Origin of the sequence: Salipiger bermudensis, assembly GCF_017309175.1 — a bacterium.
GTDB classification, from domain to species: Bacteria; Pseudomonadota; Alphaproteobacteria; order Rhodobacterales; family Rhodobacteraceae; genus Salipiger; species Salipiger bermudensis.
The window spans coordinates 250495-263995 of record NZ_JAEKJV010000004.1 but is presented as its reverse complement, the minus strand read 5'-3'; the positions used below and the strand labels follow the sequence as shown (position 1 = coordinate 263995).

The 13501-nt window shown below is 66.6% G+C and carries 14 protein-coding genes; 10 read left to right on the top strand and 4 right to left on the bottom strand.

Features of this window, described 5'->3' with window-relative positions; all coding sequences use genetic code 11:
• Positions 1-157 precede the first annotated feature (157 nt).
• Positions 158-1078 (top strand): helix-turn-helix transcriptional regulator, encoded by a 921-nt coding sequence (locus tag JF542_RS07645; protein WP_242533650.1) that lies wholly within the window; start codon positions 158-160, stop codon positions 1076-1078.
• Here the strand turns inward: JF542_RS07645 and JF542_RS07640 are convergent.
• Together JF542_RS07640 and JF542_RS07635 are read right to left on the bottom strand one after the other, a co-directional pair.
• Positions 1050-1370: a cupin domain-containing protein gene (locus JF542_RS07640; RefSeq protein WP_207075388.1), complete on the bottom strand. Its 321-nt coding sequence runs from the start codon at positions 1368-1370 to the stop codon at positions 1050-1052. The two genes, JF542_RS07645 and JF542_RS07640, sit on opposite strands and share 29 nt — an antisense overlap.
• Before the next feature lie 72 nt (positions 1371-1442).
• Positions 1443-2195 carry a FadR/GntR family transcriptional regulator gene (locus JF542_RS07635; protein ID WP_242533649.1) on the bottom strand — a complete coding sequence of 251 codons (753 nt, stop codon included), beginning with the start codon at positions 2193-2195 and terminating at the stop codon, positions 1443-1445.
• Positions 2196-2415: 220 nt separating this feature from the next.
• Here JF542_RS07635 and JF542_RS07630 point away from each other — a divergent pair, with 220 nt between their 5' ends.
• Genes JF542_RS07630 through JF542_RS07610 form a run of 5 tightly spaced genes read left to right on the top strand, consistent with a single transcriptional unit; the run spans position 2416 to position 6917 of the window.
• A complete protein-coding gene (locus JF542_RS07630; protein WP_207075387.1) occupies positions 2416-3438 on the top strand; it encodes an ABC transporter permease in 1023 nt (340 codons plus the stop codon).
• A complete protein-coding gene (locus tag JF542_RS07625; RefSeq protein ID WP_007801981.1) occupies positions 3435-4337 on the top strand; it encodes an ABC transporter permease in 903 nt (300 codons plus the stop codon). Before JF542_RS07630 ends, JF542_RS07625 begins: the two co-directional genes overlap by 4 nt.
• A 3-nt stretch (positions 4338-4340) precedes the next feature.
• Positions 4341-5183, top strand: a complete 843-nt coding sequence (locus JF542_RS07620; protein ID WP_207075386.1) for an ABC transporter ATP-binding protein — start codon at positions 4341-4343, stop codon at positions 5181-5183.
• A complete protein-coding gene (locus JF542_RS07615) occupies positions 5180-5926 on the top strand; it encodes an ABC transporter ATP-binding protein (RefSeq protein ID WP_207075385.1) in 747 nt (248 codons plus the stop codon). The genes JF542_RS07620 and JF542_RS07615 overlap by 4 nt, the downstream gene beginning before the upstream one ends.
• Positions 5910-6917: a dienelactone hydrolase family protein gene (locus JF542_RS07610; protein WP_207075384.1), complete on the top strand. Its 1008-nt coding sequence runs from the start codon at positions 5910-5912 to the stop codon at positions 6915-6917. Before JF542_RS07615 ends, JF542_RS07610 begins: the two co-directional genes overlap by 17 nt.
• Before the next feature lie 92 nt (positions 6918-7009).
• Here JF542_RS07610 and JF542_RS07605 read toward each other — a convergent pair whose 3' ends face one another.
• Together JF542_RS07605 and JF542_RS07600 are read right to left on the bottom strand one after the other, a co-directional pair.
• Positions 7010-8602, bottom strand: coding sequence for an ABC transporter substrate-binding protein (locus JF542_RS07605; RefSeq protein WP_242533648.1), 1593 nt, complete (start codon positions 8600-8602; stop codon positions 7010-7012).
• Positions 8603-8644: 42 nt separating this feature from the next.
• Positions 8645-9793 carry an enolase C-terminal domain-like protein gene (locus JF542_RS07600; protein WP_207075383.1) on the bottom strand — a complete coding sequence of 383 codons (1149 nt, stop codon included), beginning with the start codon at positions 9791-9793 and terminating at the stop codon, positions 8645-8647.
• Positions 9794-10019: 226 nt separating this feature from the next.
• On the opposite strand from JF542_RS07600, the gene JF542_RS07595 reads away from it, so the two are divergent.
• The 4 genes from JF542_RS07595 (at position 10020) to JF542_RS07580 (ending at position 13455) form a co-directional block, all read left to right on the top strand.
• Positions 10020-10748 carry a FadR/GntR family transcriptional regulator gene (locus JF542_RS07595; protein WP_050768469.1) on the top strand — a complete coding sequence of 243 codons (729 nt, stop codon included), beginning with the start codon at positions 10020-10022 and terminating at the stop codon, positions 10746-10748.
• Positions 10749-10906: 158 nt separating this feature from the next.
• Positions 10907-11968, top strand: a complete 1062-nt coding sequence (locus tag JF542_RS07590) for a methionine ABC transporter ATP-binding protein (protein ID WP_207075382.1) — start codon at positions 10907-10909, stop codon at positions 11966-11968.
• On the top strand, positions 11958-12632 hold the full coding sequence (locus JF542_RS07585) for a methionine ABC transporter permease (RefSeq protein ID WP_207075381.1): 675 nt from the start codon (positions 11958-11960) through the stop codon (positions 12630-12632). The genes JF542_RS07590 and JF542_RS07585 overlap by 11 nt, the downstream gene beginning before the upstream one ends.
• Before the next feature lie 46 nt (positions 12633-12678).
• Positions 12679-13455: a MetQ/NlpA family ABC transporter substrate-binding protein gene (locus JF542_RS07580; RefSeq protein ID WP_207075380.1), complete on the top strand. Its 777-nt coding sequence runs from the start codon at positions 12679-12681 to the stop codon at positions 13453-13455.
• Positions 13456-13501 lie beyond the last annotated feature (46 nt).

The window sequence follows — 13501 nt, the reverse complement described above, 5'->3', positions numbered from 1 at the left end:
TTCCCTCCCTGAACTGCGGATAGCACGGGGCGTGCGGCGCTCCGTCCGATGGCGCGACGGGCCTCCTCCGGTCCGCGGCGTTGCGCCATCTTCAGTTGTATGATGAATTAGTGACAGATCGGGAGCGAGAGATAAATTGACGATCATGGGGGAAAAGATGGATGAAATCGAAGGCGGCGCTCTGGCTCGGTTTCCTCCGGGCGCCCTGACGCTGACGCTCACGCGTGCGGCAATCCGGATGCAGCACGCCACGACCTGGCGGATCGAGAAGGAAAATCCGGTCGAGGATCTTGTCATCGCGCTCGAGGGGCGGGGGCACTACCGGATCGGAGGGCGCCTGCAGACGCTGTCGGCGGGCGAGGCGATGCTGTTGCCGCGCGACACGCCCTTCGAAGGCTGGAACGAGGGGCCCGAGACCTATCTGGGCGTCGCGCAGCACTTCACCCTCTCGGCGCACGGGGCGCAGGACCTCATCGGACAGATGCGCTTGCGCCCGAAGGTGCGCCTGTCCCGCTGGGAGGTGCTCGGCCCGATGATCCGGCACTACCGACAGAGCGCGCCCCCGGCTTCGGTCACGCTGCCGCAGCATCACCTGTTCATGGTGATGCTGCTCTCGTTCGTCGACGACGCGTTTCTCGGCTGGCGGCAGGAAGCGGTGCCGGTCGATCCCGGCGCGGGCATCGATCTTGCGGTGATGAAGGCCGCGTCAAGGATTGCCGCCACACCGCTCGAGGCGGCGATCGCCGCGCGGGTGGTCGAGGACGCGCCCTACAACCCCGACTATTTCCACCGCGCCTTTCGCGACCGGATCGGGCGCACACCGAAGCAGTACCAGGAATTCTGCCGCATCGAGCGGGCGGCGCATCTGTTGGAGTCCGGCCTCACCGTCGGGGCGGCGGGGGCCGAGGTCGGCTATTCCGACCCCTATTATTTCTCACGCTGCTTCAAACGCATCATGGGGCTGAGCCCGCGCGGGCATCTGCGCCGGGTGGCGCTGTCGCGCGACGGGCAGCTGATGGGGATGGACGAACCCGACCAAGAGGCCGCGCTTACAGGAAATCGTCCCGGCGGGGGGTGAAGCAATCGACGAGCTGGCCGGCTTCGAGGCAGACGCAGCCGTGCCGCGCACCCGAGGGGATGACGAAGCTGTCGCCCGGGCCGACCTCGAACTCTTTGCCTGCGAGGTGGAAGCGGAAGCGCCCGCTTTCGACATAGGTCGACTGCACATGCGGGTGATCGTGCAGCGCGCCCTCGGCGCCCTCCTCGAAGCGGAAAGACACGACCATCAGCTCGGGCGCGTCCGCCAGAACCTGGCGCTGCACGCCGGCGTCGGGCGAAACCACCGGGAAGGTCTTCAGGGGCTCTGTCATGATCCATCCTTTCTTCGGCGTGACCGCCGCTATCGACATGTATGACAGATATGTATGACAGCCACCGAAGCGTCAAGTCTTGCCGAAACTGCCGGCCCGCAGCAGCGCCCGATAGCGCGCCTGGCTGCCCTTGAGATGCTGGCGCATGGCGGCGCGGGCGGCGTCGTCGTCTCCATCGAGGATGGCGTTGACGATCTCGTGGTGTTCCGCCGAGATTACGTCGAGATACTCGCGCGGAACCGGCTCGGAATCGCTTTCGGTCAGCACCTTGCGCGGGATCAGGTTCGATCCGATCATCGACAGGAAGTCGCCGAACCGCGGGTTGTTGGTGGCCTCGGCGATGGCGAGATGCAGGGCGAAATCGGCCTCGACGGTCAGCTCACCGGCATCGGCGGCGCGGTCGACCTCGCGCAGGCATCCGATGATCCTCTCTTCCTGCGCCGGCGAACGGCGCTGCGCGGCCAGCGCTGCCGCCTCGGCCTCGACCGCGGTGCGCAGCTCGAGCAGTTCGATCATCGAGGAGATGCGCACGAAGTCGATGTTCTGGAACGGCAAGTCCACCGGGGCAGGGGGCGCGAGCACGAAGACCCCTGCGCCCTGTCGCGGCTCGACCAGCCCGTCGGCGCGCAGTGAGGCGATGGCCTCGCGGATCACCGTGCGGCTGACGCTGAATTCCTGCGTCATCTGCGCTTCGCTCGGGAGGCGCGTGCCCGGCGGATAGCGGCCCGCGCTGATCTGGTCGCGCAGCGCTTCGCGCACGGTCTCGACAAGCGTGCGGCCGGTTTCGGAGCGGTCAGAACGGCGCATCTTGGCTGGCATATCCATGGCTCGCTTGCTCACTTCTCATACAGGATAGGGATCTGAAGTATGACATCTGTTGAAATCCTTGTCCATGCGACTTCCGTGATGTGTGGCGAAGGGTCTCGCTTCGGCATCAGGGGGCGGCGATTGTTAAGAAACCTTGACAGAAGCAAACCTGTATAACAACTATGTAGATGTGTATGACTGAAAGAGGCCGTCAGATTCGACGGCGAGGGAGGGGAACATGCGGCTCGACAGACGCCGCCTGAATGGCATTGCCGAACAGGGAGTCTCGATCTTCGTGACCCTCTTCGGCCTCTTGATACTGACCTTCGTGATCGGGCGCATCATGCCGGTCGATCCGGTCCGCGCCATCGTCGGCGAGGATGCGACCCGCGAGGTCTATGAGAACGTCTACCGCCAGCTCGGGCTCGACAAGCCCATGTGGCAGCAGTTCCTGCTTTACCTGCGCGACGTGGTGACGCTGGATTTCGGCACTTCGATCCGCACCGGCCAGCCGGTGCTGCAGGATATCGCCCGGGTGCTGCCGGCCACCATCGAGCTCGCCACCTTCGCCATCCTCATCGGCGCCGGCCTCGGCACGCCGCTCGGGGTGATCGCGGCGGTCAACAAGGACCGCTGGCCCGACCAGTTGATCCGCGTGATCAGCCTGATGGGGCACTCGATGCCGATCTTCTGGACCGGGATGATCGCGCTGCTGGTGTTCTACGCCAATCTCGGCTGGGTCGGCGGGTCCGGCCGGATGAGCCAGTTCTATATCGGGCTGGTGCCGGAGCGGACGAACTTCCTGCTGATCGACAGCGCGCTGGCCGGGGAATGGGAGGTGTTCCGCAGCGCCATCAACCACATCATCCTGCCGGCGGCGCTGCTGGGCTATTCCTCCTCGGCCTACATCACACGCATGACCCGCAGCTTCATGCTCGACCAGCTCGGGCAGGAATACGTGACCACCGCGCGGGTCAAGGGGCTGAGCCGCCGACAGACCGTGTGGCGCCACGCCTTCGGCAACATCCGCGTGCAGCTCGTGACCATCGTGGCGCTGGCCTATGGCGCGCTGCTCGAGGGGGCGGTGCTGATCGAGACGGTCTTCGCCTGGCCGGGCTTCGGCCAGTACCTGACCTCCAACCTGCTGATCGGAGACATGAATGCCGTGATGACCTGCGTGCTGATCGTGGGCGTCATCTTCATCGGGCTGAACATCCTCTCCGACATTCTTTACCGCGTATTCGACCCGAGGACGAGATGAGCATGACCCGCGACATACCCGCCCCCGTGCCGCGCCGCCGGATGCCGCAAAGCCTTATCGCGGCCCGCAACATCGTGGCCTTCCTGACCCGCTCTCCCACGTCGCTCTTCGGGCTCGTGGTGCTGGCGCTGCTGATCCTCGTGGCGCTCTTCGCGCCGTTGATCGCCACGCACGACCCGTATGCGCAGAACCTGCAGGCCACCCTGCAGCCGCCTTCGGGCACGCATTTCTTCGGCACCGACGAGCTTGGCCGGGACATCTTCTCACGGCTCGTGCACGGCTCGCGCATCACACTGACCATCATCTCGCTGGTGACCGTCGTGGTGGGGCCGCTGGGCCTCTTCTTCGGCACCGTTGCGGGCTACTTTGGCGGCAAGGTCGACACCGTGCTGATGCGGATCACCGACATCTTTCTGTCGTTCCCGTCGCTGATCCTGTCGCTGGCCTTCGTGGCGGCGCTCGGGCCGAGCCTCAACAACGCGATCATCGCAATTGCGCTGACCGCCTGGCCGCCGATCGCACGCCTTGCGCGGGCCGAGACCCTGACCTTCCGGCAGGCGGATTACATCGCGGCGGCGCGGCTACAGGGGGCGTCTTCGGCGCGGATCATCTGGAAGAGCATTGTGCCGATGTGCCTGCCCTCGGTGACCATCCGCCTGACGCTCAACATGGCGACGGTGATCCTCACCGCAGCAGGGCTCGGCTTTCTCGGCCTCGGCGCGCAACCGCCGCTGCCGGAATGGGGCGCGATGATCGCCACCGGGCGGCGCTACATGATCGACAGCTGGTGGCTGGTGACCTTCCCGGGCATCGCGATCCTCTGCGTCAGCCTCGCCTTCAACCTTCTGGGGGATGGCCTGCGCGACGCGCTCGATCCCAAGCAGATGAACAAGAGGTAATTCATGGATCCGGTTCTCGACATTCAACGGCTCTCGATCCGCTATGCCGGGGCGCCTGCGCCCGCGGTGAGGGATGTGAGCTTCACCCTCGGGCGCGAGCGGCTCGGCATCGTCGGCGAAAGCGGCTCGGGCAAATCCACCGTGGGGCGGGCGATCATGCGCCTGCTCGACACCGCCGAGATCACCGCCGACCGGATGCAGTTCGAGGAGGTCGACCTTCTCAACGCGCCCGAAAAGCAGATGCTCGACGTGCGCGGCAAGCGCATGTCGATGATCCTGCAGGATCCCAAGTTCTCGCTCAACCCGATCCAGCGCTGCGGTCACCAGATCGCCGAGGCCTACCGCACCCATGTCAGATGCTCGAAATCCGAGGCCCGCGCACGGGCCATCGCGATGCTCGAGCAGGTGCATATCCGCGACCCCGAGCGGGTCTATGACCTTTATCCGCACGAGGTCTCGGGGGGCATGGGGCAGCGGGTGATGATCGCGATGATGCTGCTGACCGACCCCGACCTCGTGATCGCCGACGAGCCGACCTCGGCGCTCGACGTGACGGTGCGCTTGCAGGTGCTGCGCATCCTCGACGGGCTGGTGCGCGACAAGGGCATCGGGCTGATCATGATCAGCCACGACCTCAATCTCGTGCGGGCGTTCTGCGACCGGGTGCTGATCATGTATGCGGGCCGCGTTGTCGAGGCGCTCGACGCGCGCGATCTCGACAACGCGCAGCACCCTTATTCGCGCGGCCTGCTCGCGGCACAGCCGCGCATCGGCGGCACCCGCGAGCCGCTGCCGGTGCTGGCGCGGCAGGACAGCTGGCTCGAACCTCTGGAGGCGCAGGCATGAAACCGATCACCATCGACAGGCTCTCGATCAGCTTCGGCCCGATCCGGGTGCTGCACGATGTCAGTTTCGACGTCGCCGCGGGCGAGTGCTTCGGCCTCGTGGGAGAATCCGGCTCGGGAAAATCGACCATCCTGCGCTGCGCCTCGATGCTGACCGATATCTGGGACGGCACGGTGCGTATCGGAGAGCACGACGTGCGCAAGATGCCGGTGGCCGAGCGCTGCCGCACGGTGCAGATGGTGTTCCAGGATCCCTACGGCTCGCTGCACCCGCGCCACTCGATCCGCACCGCGCTGGACGAGGGCCTCCGGATCAACGGCTTCGACGACCGCGAGGCGCGTCTGGCGCAGGCGATGCGCGACGTGGGCCTGCCGGTCGAGTTCCTCGACCGCTACCCGCACCAGCTTTCGGGCGGCCAGCGCCAGCGCGTTGCCATCGCTCGCGCGCTGATCCTTGAACCGGACGTGCTGTTCCTCGACGAGCCGACCTCGGCGCTCGACGTCTCGGTGCAGGCGGAGGTGCTGAACCTGCTGGTGCGGCTGCAACAGGAGAAGGGCTTCACCTACCTGATGGTGAGTCACGACCTCGCGGTGGTCGATCACATGTGCGACCGCTTCGCGATCATGCAGCACGGGCGCATCGTCGAGGTGCTCGACCGCGACGCGATTACCGGTGGCGGGGCGACGCAGCCCTATGCCAAGCAGCTCATCGACGCGAGCCTCGAATATGAACGCGCGATCTGAGCCACCCTCGCTGCCGGCGTTCCTCGAGCGCCGGCGGCTGGATCTGCCGATGTCCCTGGCCTTCGCCGCCGCGCGAGGGCCGTTCCGCGTCTGGGCCGAACGGCTGGGCACGCTCTGGCGCGCCGAACTGCCCGAGTGCGACGCGCCGGCTCGGGGATCTTGCGTCGGGGAGTGCGTGACGCTCGACTATGCCACCGGGGCGCAGGCCGAGGGGGTGTTCCTGCGCCCCTCGGAGCCGGGTCCGCATCCAGCCGTCCTGCTGCTGCACGAGCATGGCGGCAGCTTCGATTGCGGCTGGGAAAAGATGCTCGACCTGCCTGCCTCGCAGGACACCCGTGCGCGCCTTTACGAAGGGCGTGACCCGGCGCAGGCGTTTCTTGAAGCCGGCTTCGCGGTGCTCTGCCTCGACGCGCCGGGCTGGGGCCGGCGCTGGCAGGGCGGGGCGGAGGGGCAGCAGGCACTGGCGGCCAACGCCATGGGCCTCGGCTGGTCGCTCGCGGGCCTTGTCGCGGCCGAGGACGTTCAGGCGGCGCTCTGGCTGGCCCGGCAGCCCGGCATCGATGCCGCCCGGATCGGCGCCTTCGGGTTCTCGTGGGGTGGTTTCCGGGCCTGGCAGGTGGCGGCGCTCTGCGGCGCGGTCAAGGCGCATGCGAGCCTGTCATGGATGGCCTGCAGGGCCGACCTCATGCGCCCCGGCGCGCCGCTCCTGCGCGGGCAGTCGGCCTTCTGGATGTTGCATCCCGGCCTCGCCCATCACGCGGATTTCCCCGACCTCGCAGGGCTTTGCGGGGCCAAGCCGCAGTTCTATCGCTCCGGGCGGGGCGATCGGCACATGCCGGAGGACAGCGTGGCGCAGGCGTGGGACACGCTTGCGGCCATTGCGACCGCCGCGGGCGGTCCGCCGCCAGATACCGGTTTTCACGATCATGCGCATACCTGCCCGTCAGAGACCCTCGACGAGGCGGTCGCGTTCCTGTCCCGGCAGCTCTGAGCTTCGGGCAGACCGAAAGCCGCAAGCCGAACATGGCAAAACGAAAGGCGCGGGACTGGCCCGCGCCTTTCAGCGTCAGCGAGATGCCGACGTCAGGGGGTCTTTGTCACGTCCTCGAAGCGGGTCACCCACGGGTCGACCACGATGCCCTCGATGCCGTCCTGATAGGCGGCGGTGACCACGCGCTCGGAGAACGGCTGGATCGACGGCACGACCTCGTCGATGGTCTGCTGGATCTCCTCGTAGAGCTCGATCTGCCGGTCGCCATCGCCCTCGACAAGCGCCGCCTCGATCTGTTCGTTCAGGCCCTCGTCGTAGAACGAGGTGCGCCAGCCCTGGTAGTTGGTCAGCCCCGCCTCGTCCGAGTTGTCGGGGTTGTAGATCAGCGCGCGCAGGTTGCTGTCCGGGTGCGGCTGCTGGCCGCCACCGCCGCGCCCGACGAGCAGCTCGAAGTTGCGCTCGCGCATGGCGCCGTAGATCTGCCCGCCATCGCCGGTGATGATCTCGGCGTTGATCCCGGCCTGCGCCAGCGTGCCCTGGATCGCGGTGGCGCTGTCGAGGAACTGCTGGGTCGAGATCACCCGGATCGAGGTGTCGAACCCGTCGGGATAACCGGCTTCGGCGAGCAACGCCTTGGCCTTTTCGACATCGAGCGCATAGCCCGGGTCGGGCAGCAGGCCGAAGGCGCCGGAATTGATCGGGCGCTGCTTCTTGACGCCGAAGAAGGGCATGATCGCGCCGTTGATGCCATCATAATCGATCAGGTGCCGCAGCGCCTCGCGCACCTTGGGGTCGGCGTATTTCTCGTCCTTCATCGACGCGGCAAGGTAGTAGAACCCGGCCGAGGGCACGGTCTCGACGGTGATGTCCTCGTTGGCCTCAAGCGCCTTCAGGTCCGGCGCGGCGAGCGAGAAGCCCACGTCGATGTCGCCCTGCTCGAGCCCCAGCCGCTGCGACTGGCTTTCGGGGAGGTGGCGCATCAATACGCGCGTCATCGCGGGGGCGTCTTCCCAGAACTGCTCGTTGCGGGTCAGGATGACGTATTCGTTGGCCTGCCAGCGGGTCAGCTCGAAGGCGCCGGAGCCCGCGGCGTTGTTGGTAAGCCAGGCTTGGCCCCAGTCGCCGTTCTGCTCGTGCTGCTTGACCACCTCGCTGTCGAGGATCGAGCCGCGCCCGGCCTCGGCGAGATTCATCATGATCAGCTTGGGGTCGTCCTGCTGCGGCAGGGTGAGGACGAAGGTCTTGTCGTCCTCGGCGACGAAGTAGGTGTCGATGTCCTCGGTGACGAAGCCGCGCGATTTCAGCGCCGAGGCCTGCGCGAGGTTCAGCGTCAGCAGCCGCTTGAGGCTGTATTCCACGTCATGCGCTGTGACCGGATTGCCCGAGGCGAAGACGGCGTCGTCGCGCAGGGTGAAGGTGACGGTCATGTTGTCGTCGGAGATCTCCCAGCTCTCCGCCAGCCGCGGCTCGAGCACGCGGGTCTCGGGGTTGAGCTGGACCAGTGCGTCGTAGACGTTGTTCAGGATCTGGACGGCCTCGCCTCCCGTGATGGCCGCCGGGTCCATGGTCAGGACGTTGTTCATGTTGAACGCCACGATCAGCTGATCCTCGGGCGTTTCGGCCGGCACGGGGCTGGCCCCGGCCATCAACACCGCCACCGCGGCGCTTGCAAGCAGATGTCTCATGTCTCCTCCCTCAGGTTTCGTGACATCCCGGTGCGCGCGGCCTCAGGCCACGCGGTTGTTCTCGATGTGGTCGAAATCGATGTCCTCGCCCAGACCGGGACGGTCGGGCAGGTGGACATAGCCGTCCGCATCCATCGGATCGGACAGCGATTTCAGGTAGTCGAACCCGTCGTCGTATTCGAGGAACGGGTGCAGCAGGCCGCGCTCGTACCAGCGGCAATTGCGCACCGCGGCCACCACGTGAAGGTTCATGGCGGTGTTGCCGTGGACCTCGCAGTTCATGCCAAAGGCTTCGGCCATGTGCAGGGTCTTGAGCGCGGGGGTGATGCCGCCCACGTCGTTGACGCCGGTGCGCAGGATGTCGCAGGCCCCGGCCTTGACCCATTCGGCGCGCTGCCAGTGCTTGCCGGCGGCGCTTTCGGGCCCGAGCACCGGAATGTCGAGCTGGTCGGCGAGCCACTTGTAGGACGACATCGATTGCTCATCCATCGGCTCTTCGATCCAGTCGAAGCCGAGCTTTTCCAGCCCGCGGCCCAACTCGAGTGCGTCGGTGCGCGAATACCAGTGGAAGGCGTCGATCATCAGGCGGATATCCGGCCCCACCGCCTCGCGCACGGCGGCGCAGGCCTTGAGGTCCATCTTCACATCTGGCGACCAGCTCACGGGCGGCATCCAGGTGTGCAGCTTGATGCCCTTGTAGCCGCGCGCCACGAGCTTTTCGGCAAAGCGGCCGTAATCCTCCGGCGTGGCCAGCCCGCCCTCGATCTCGTCGCCACACATGGTCGAACCGTAGGCCAGCACCTTGTCGCGATAGCCGCCGATCAGCTTGTAGACCGGCTGACCGAGCGTGCGACCGGCCAGATCCCAGAGCGCGCAATCGACCACCGCCAGCGTGCGGTCGGTCAGCTGCGCCGCCGAGCCGCGTTGCCAGTGGGCCAGATCCTGCCACAGCCGCTCGCGGTCGCGGTGATCCTGACCGATGAGCACCTTGCGGACGTATTTGTCGAGCACATGCGGGCGCATCACCTCCGGCGGGGCAAAGCTGTGGCCCTCGTGGCCGTCCTCGGTGCGGATCGTCAGGATGCCCTGATGCACCTCGTGTTCGGGGCCCGGATGGGCATGGCCGGCACTGTCGGAATGGCGTCGCGTCTTGTGCCGGAACACCCGCGCGGTGACGTCGGTGATGATCACGTGTTGGTCCTCCCGTGCCGCAAGCGCCGGGGCGGTTGCGGGTCTTCAATTCTGTATGACAAGTTGTATTACAGATTATTTGGCGCGGTCAATACAGGATTTCGCATGCATAGGGCGAATTCCACCGGGCATGGGGCTGGACGGCGGGCCGCGCTTTCCGGTAGTTTTCAGATCTGTGTAACAGAAAGAAGGGCCGTGCCGCGTGTCCAAGACAGGTTCAGCCGACATGGCGGCCCCGATCGCAGAGCCGCTTCCCGCCCGCACCCGTGTCGCGGTGATCGCCGACGAGCTGCGGGATTCCATCGGCAAGGGCGATTTCGCGCCGGGCGACCGTCTGCCCAGCGAATCGGAGCTCACGCGCCGGCATTCCGTCAGCCGCACCGTGGTGCGCGAGGTTTTCGCGCAGCTGCGCTCGGAGGGGCTGATCGAGGCGCGCAAGGGCTCGGGGGTCTACGTGCTCGACCCGTCGAAGGCGAAACAGCGTCCGTTCTCCGATCTCGACACCGAGCGGCTGTCGGGCGTGATCGAGCTTTTCGAATTGCGGTCCGCCTTCGAGATCCGCTCCGCCGCGCTGGCCGCGACCCGGCGCTCGGGCGCGCAGATCGACAAGATCGTCAAGGCGCAGGGCGAGGTGGCCAAGTGCTTCGAGACCGGCACCTCGACCCGGGAGGCGGATTTCGCCTTTCACTACGCCATCGCCGAGGCCTCGCAGAACAAGCGCTTTCCCGAGTTCCTCTCGCTGATCCGGCCGGGGCTGGTGCCCCGGGTCGAGCTCGAGCCGCGGCGCGGGCCGCCGCGCGCCTACGTGCCGAACCCGCAGCTTGTCAGCGAGCATGACCGCATCATCGATGCCATCATTCTCGGCGATGCCGACGCGGCGGAACAGGCGATGAAGGCGCATCTCGAGGGCAGCCTCGAGCGCTATCGCGACCTGCTCCGCAACAACGCCCGGTAGCCGCCGCTCCACCCGACTCGTCGTCTGACGGGCGTCGCCTGTCGGTCGAGACTGCTGCCCCGCGGACAACGGTTTTGCGCAGACAGACCCTTGCGTCCGTCCGGCTAATCCGGTCTATCGCGCCGCGGGAGGAGGCCGGACGCTAGCGAGAGGCTCGGATGGCCGAGAAACAGACAACGGGCGCCGCGATCAGCTTCGCGGCCCTTGGAAAGTCCTTTGAAAAGAAGGGCTCGGGCCAGGTCATGGCGCTCGAGGACGTGAGCCTCGACGTGCCGGCAGGGACGATCACCGGAATCATCGGGCGCTCGGGCGCCGGCAAGTCAACGCTCTTGCGCATGGTCAACGGGCTGGAACAGCCGACCACGGGCAGCGTGACGGTTGCCGGGCATGATGTCGGGCGCGCCAGCGCCGCCGAGCTGCGCCACATTCGCCGCGATGTCGGGATGATCTTCCAGCACTTCAACCTGCTGAGCTCGCGCACGGTCTATGGCAACGTCGCGCTGCCGCTCGAGATTGCCGGCGTGCCGAGCGCCGAGATCAAGCCGCGGGTCGATGACCTGATTGCCCGCGTCGGGCTCGAGGATCTCAGCCGGCGCTACCCGGCAGAGCTTTCCGGCGGTCAGAAGCAGCGCGTGGGCATCGCCCGGGCGCTCGCGACGCGGCCCAAGGTGCTGCTGTCGGACGAGGCCACCTCGGCGCTCGATCCCGAGACCACGCAGACGGTGCTGAAGCTGCTGGCCGACATCAACCGCGATCTCGGCCTGACCATCCTGCTGATCACCCACGAGATGGCCGTCGTGCGTGACATCGCAAGCCACGTGGCGGTGATCGACGGCGGCCGCATCGTCGAGCAGGGCACCACCTACGACGTCTTCGCCGACCCCAAGCATTCCACGACGCGCTCGTTCCTGTCGGGCATCACCGGCGTCACCCTGCCGAGCTTCATCGCTGACCGCCTGCAGCCCGAGCGCCCGCAAGGCGCCGCTCAGGAGGTGATCCGCATCACCTTTGCCGGGCGCCACGCCACCGACCCGATGCTGGCCATGCTCACCTCGGAGCTCGGCATCGCCGTCAACATCCTCGCCGGCGCCATCGAGGAGATCGGCCCGCACCCGTTCGGCAACCTGCTGGTCTCGGTCGAGGCCGGTCGCGGCGCCGAGGCGCGCGCCTATCTGGAACGTCACGAGCTGCTCACGGAGGTGCTGGGCTATGTCGGCTAACCTGATCAACATGCTGCTCGAAGCAACGCTGCAGACGCTCTACATGGTGGCGATCTCCGGCGCGCTCGGCACGATTTTCGGCCTGCCCATCGGCGTCTACCTCGCCGTGTCGCAGCGTGGCGAGCTGCTGTCGTCTCCGGCGGTGAACAAGGTGCTGGGGCTGGTGGTCAACGCCACCCGTTCGGTGCCGTTCATCATCCTCGTGGTGGCGATCATCCCGTTCACCCGGCTGATCGCCGGCACCTCCATCGGCACCACCGCCGCCATCGTGCCGCTGACCATCGCCGCCGTGCCCTTCATCGCGCGTCTGGTGGAAAACGCCATCCGCGAGGTCGACAGCGGCCTGATCGAGGCCGCCCGCGCCATGGGCGCGACGCCGCTGCAGATCATCCGCAAGGTGCTGATCCCCGAAGCGCTGCCCGGCATCACTCTGGGCCTGACCCTCGCCGTGGTCAGCCTGATCGGCTATTCCGCCATGGTCGGCGCGGTCGGTGGCGAGGGGCTCGGCGATCTCGGCATCCGCTACGGCTACCAGCGCTTCATGCCCGAGGTCATGCTGGCGGTGGTCGTCATCCTCATCGTGCTGGTCCAGCTCGTGCAGTCCCTCGGCGAGGGGCTGGCCAGACTGGTCGACAAGCGCGCGCCGCGCAATCGCGGCCGCTGATCCCTAAATCAAGCATCAGAAGAATGCACCAAGGAAGGAAATTCCCATGAAGCGACTGATCCCCGTCGTCTCCGCGCTGGCGCTCATTGCCGGCACCGCCTCTGCCGAGGACATCAAGGTCGGCGTCTCGCCTGGCGAGCATGCCGAGATCATGGAAGAGGTGGCCAAGATCGCCGAGCCCATGGGCCTGAACATCGACGTGGTCGAGTTCTCGGATTACGTGGTGCCGAACCAAGCGCTGGCCGATGGCGACATCGAGGCCAACTCGTTCCAGCACGAGCCTTATCTCGACAATCAGGTCAATGACCGCGGCTTCGCGCTGGTGCCGGTTGCGACCACCATCACCACCCCGATGGGCGTGTACTCCGACAGCATCACCGACATGGAGGCCTTCCCCGAGGGCGGCTCCATGGGCATCCCGAACGATCCGACCAACGGTGGCCGCGCGCTGCTGGTGCTGCAAAGCCTCGGACTGATCACCCTCGCCGAGGGCACCGGCCTTGTGCCGACCGTGCTCGACATCGTCGAGAACCCCAAGGACATCCGCTTCCGTGAACTCGATGCGGCGCAACTGCCGCGGTCGCTGGCCGATCTCGACGCGGCGCTGATCAACACCAACTACGCCATCGCTTCTGGTCTGAACCCGAAGGAAGACTCGATCGCGATGGAAAGCGCCGACAATCCTTACGTGAACATCATCGTGGTGCGCGAAGGGGACGAGGAGCAGCCTTGGGTCAAGCCGCTGATCGACGCGTATCACAGCCCCGAGATCAAGGCGTTCATCGACGAGAAGTACCACGGCACCGTGCTGACCTCCTGGTAAGCGCGACGCTCTCGTGACAGCGGACGGGCGGCCCTGCGGGCCGCCC

What these genes read in the sequence shown, in the direction of transcription:
- JF542_RS07580 (WP_207075380.1), top strand. Translation starts at nt 12,679, where the DNA reads ATGAAGCGACTGATCCCCGTCGTCTCCGCGCTGGCGCTCATTGCCGGC.
- JF542_RS07615 (WP_207075385.1), top strand. Translation starts at nt 5,180, where the DNA reads ATGAAACCGATCACCATCGACAGGCTCTCGATCAGCTTCGGCCCGATC.
- JF542_RS07590 (WP_207075382.1), top strand. Translation starts at nt 10,907, where the DNA reads ATGGCCGAGAAACAGACAACGGGCGCCGCGATCAGCTTCGCGGCCCTT.
- JF542_RS07620 (WP_207075386.1), top strand. Translation starts at nt 4,341, where the DNA reads ATGGATCCGGTTCTCGACATTCAACGGCTCTCGATCCGCTATGCCGGG.
- JF542_RS07625 (WP_007801981.1), top strand. Translation starts at nt 3,435, where the DNA reads ATGAGCATGACCCGCGACATACCCGCCCCCGTGCCGCGCCGCCGGATG.
- JF542_RS07635 (WP_242533649.1), bottom strand. Translation starts at nt 2,195, where the DNA reads ATGGATATGCCAGCCAAGATGCGCCGTTCTGACCGCTCCGAAACCGGC.
- JF542_RS07630 (WP_207075387.1), top strand. Translation starts at nt 2,416, where the DNA reads ATGCGGCTCGACAGACGCCGCCTGAATGGCATTGCCGAACAGGGAGTC.
- JF542_RS07595 (WP_050768469.1), top strand. Translation starts at nt 10,020, where the DNA reads ATGGCGGCCCCGATCGCAGAGCCGCTTCCCGCCCGCACCCGTGTCGCG.
- JF542_RS07640 (WP_207075388.1), bottom strand. Translation starts at nt 1,370, where the DNA reads ATGACAGAGCCCCTGAAGACCTTCCCGGTGGTTTCGCCCGACGCCGGC.
- JF542_RS07585 (WP_207075381.1), top strand. Translation starts at nt 11,958, where the DNA reads ATGTCGGCTAACCTGATCAACATGCTGCTCGAAGCAACGCTGCAGACG.
- JF542_RS07605 (WP_242533648.1), bottom strand. Translation starts at nt 8,602, where the DNA reads ATGAGACATCTGCTTGCAAGCGCCGCGGTGGCGGTGTTGATGGCCGGG.
- JF542_RS07610 (WP_207075384.1), top strand. Translation starts at nt 5,910, where the DNA reads ATGAACGCGCGATCTGAGCCACCCTCGCTGCCGGCGTTCCTCGAGCGC.
- JF542_RS07645 (WP_242533650.1), top strand. Translation starts at nt 158, where the DNA reads ATGGATGAAATCGAAGGCGGCGCTCTGGCTCGGTTTCCTCCGGGCGCC.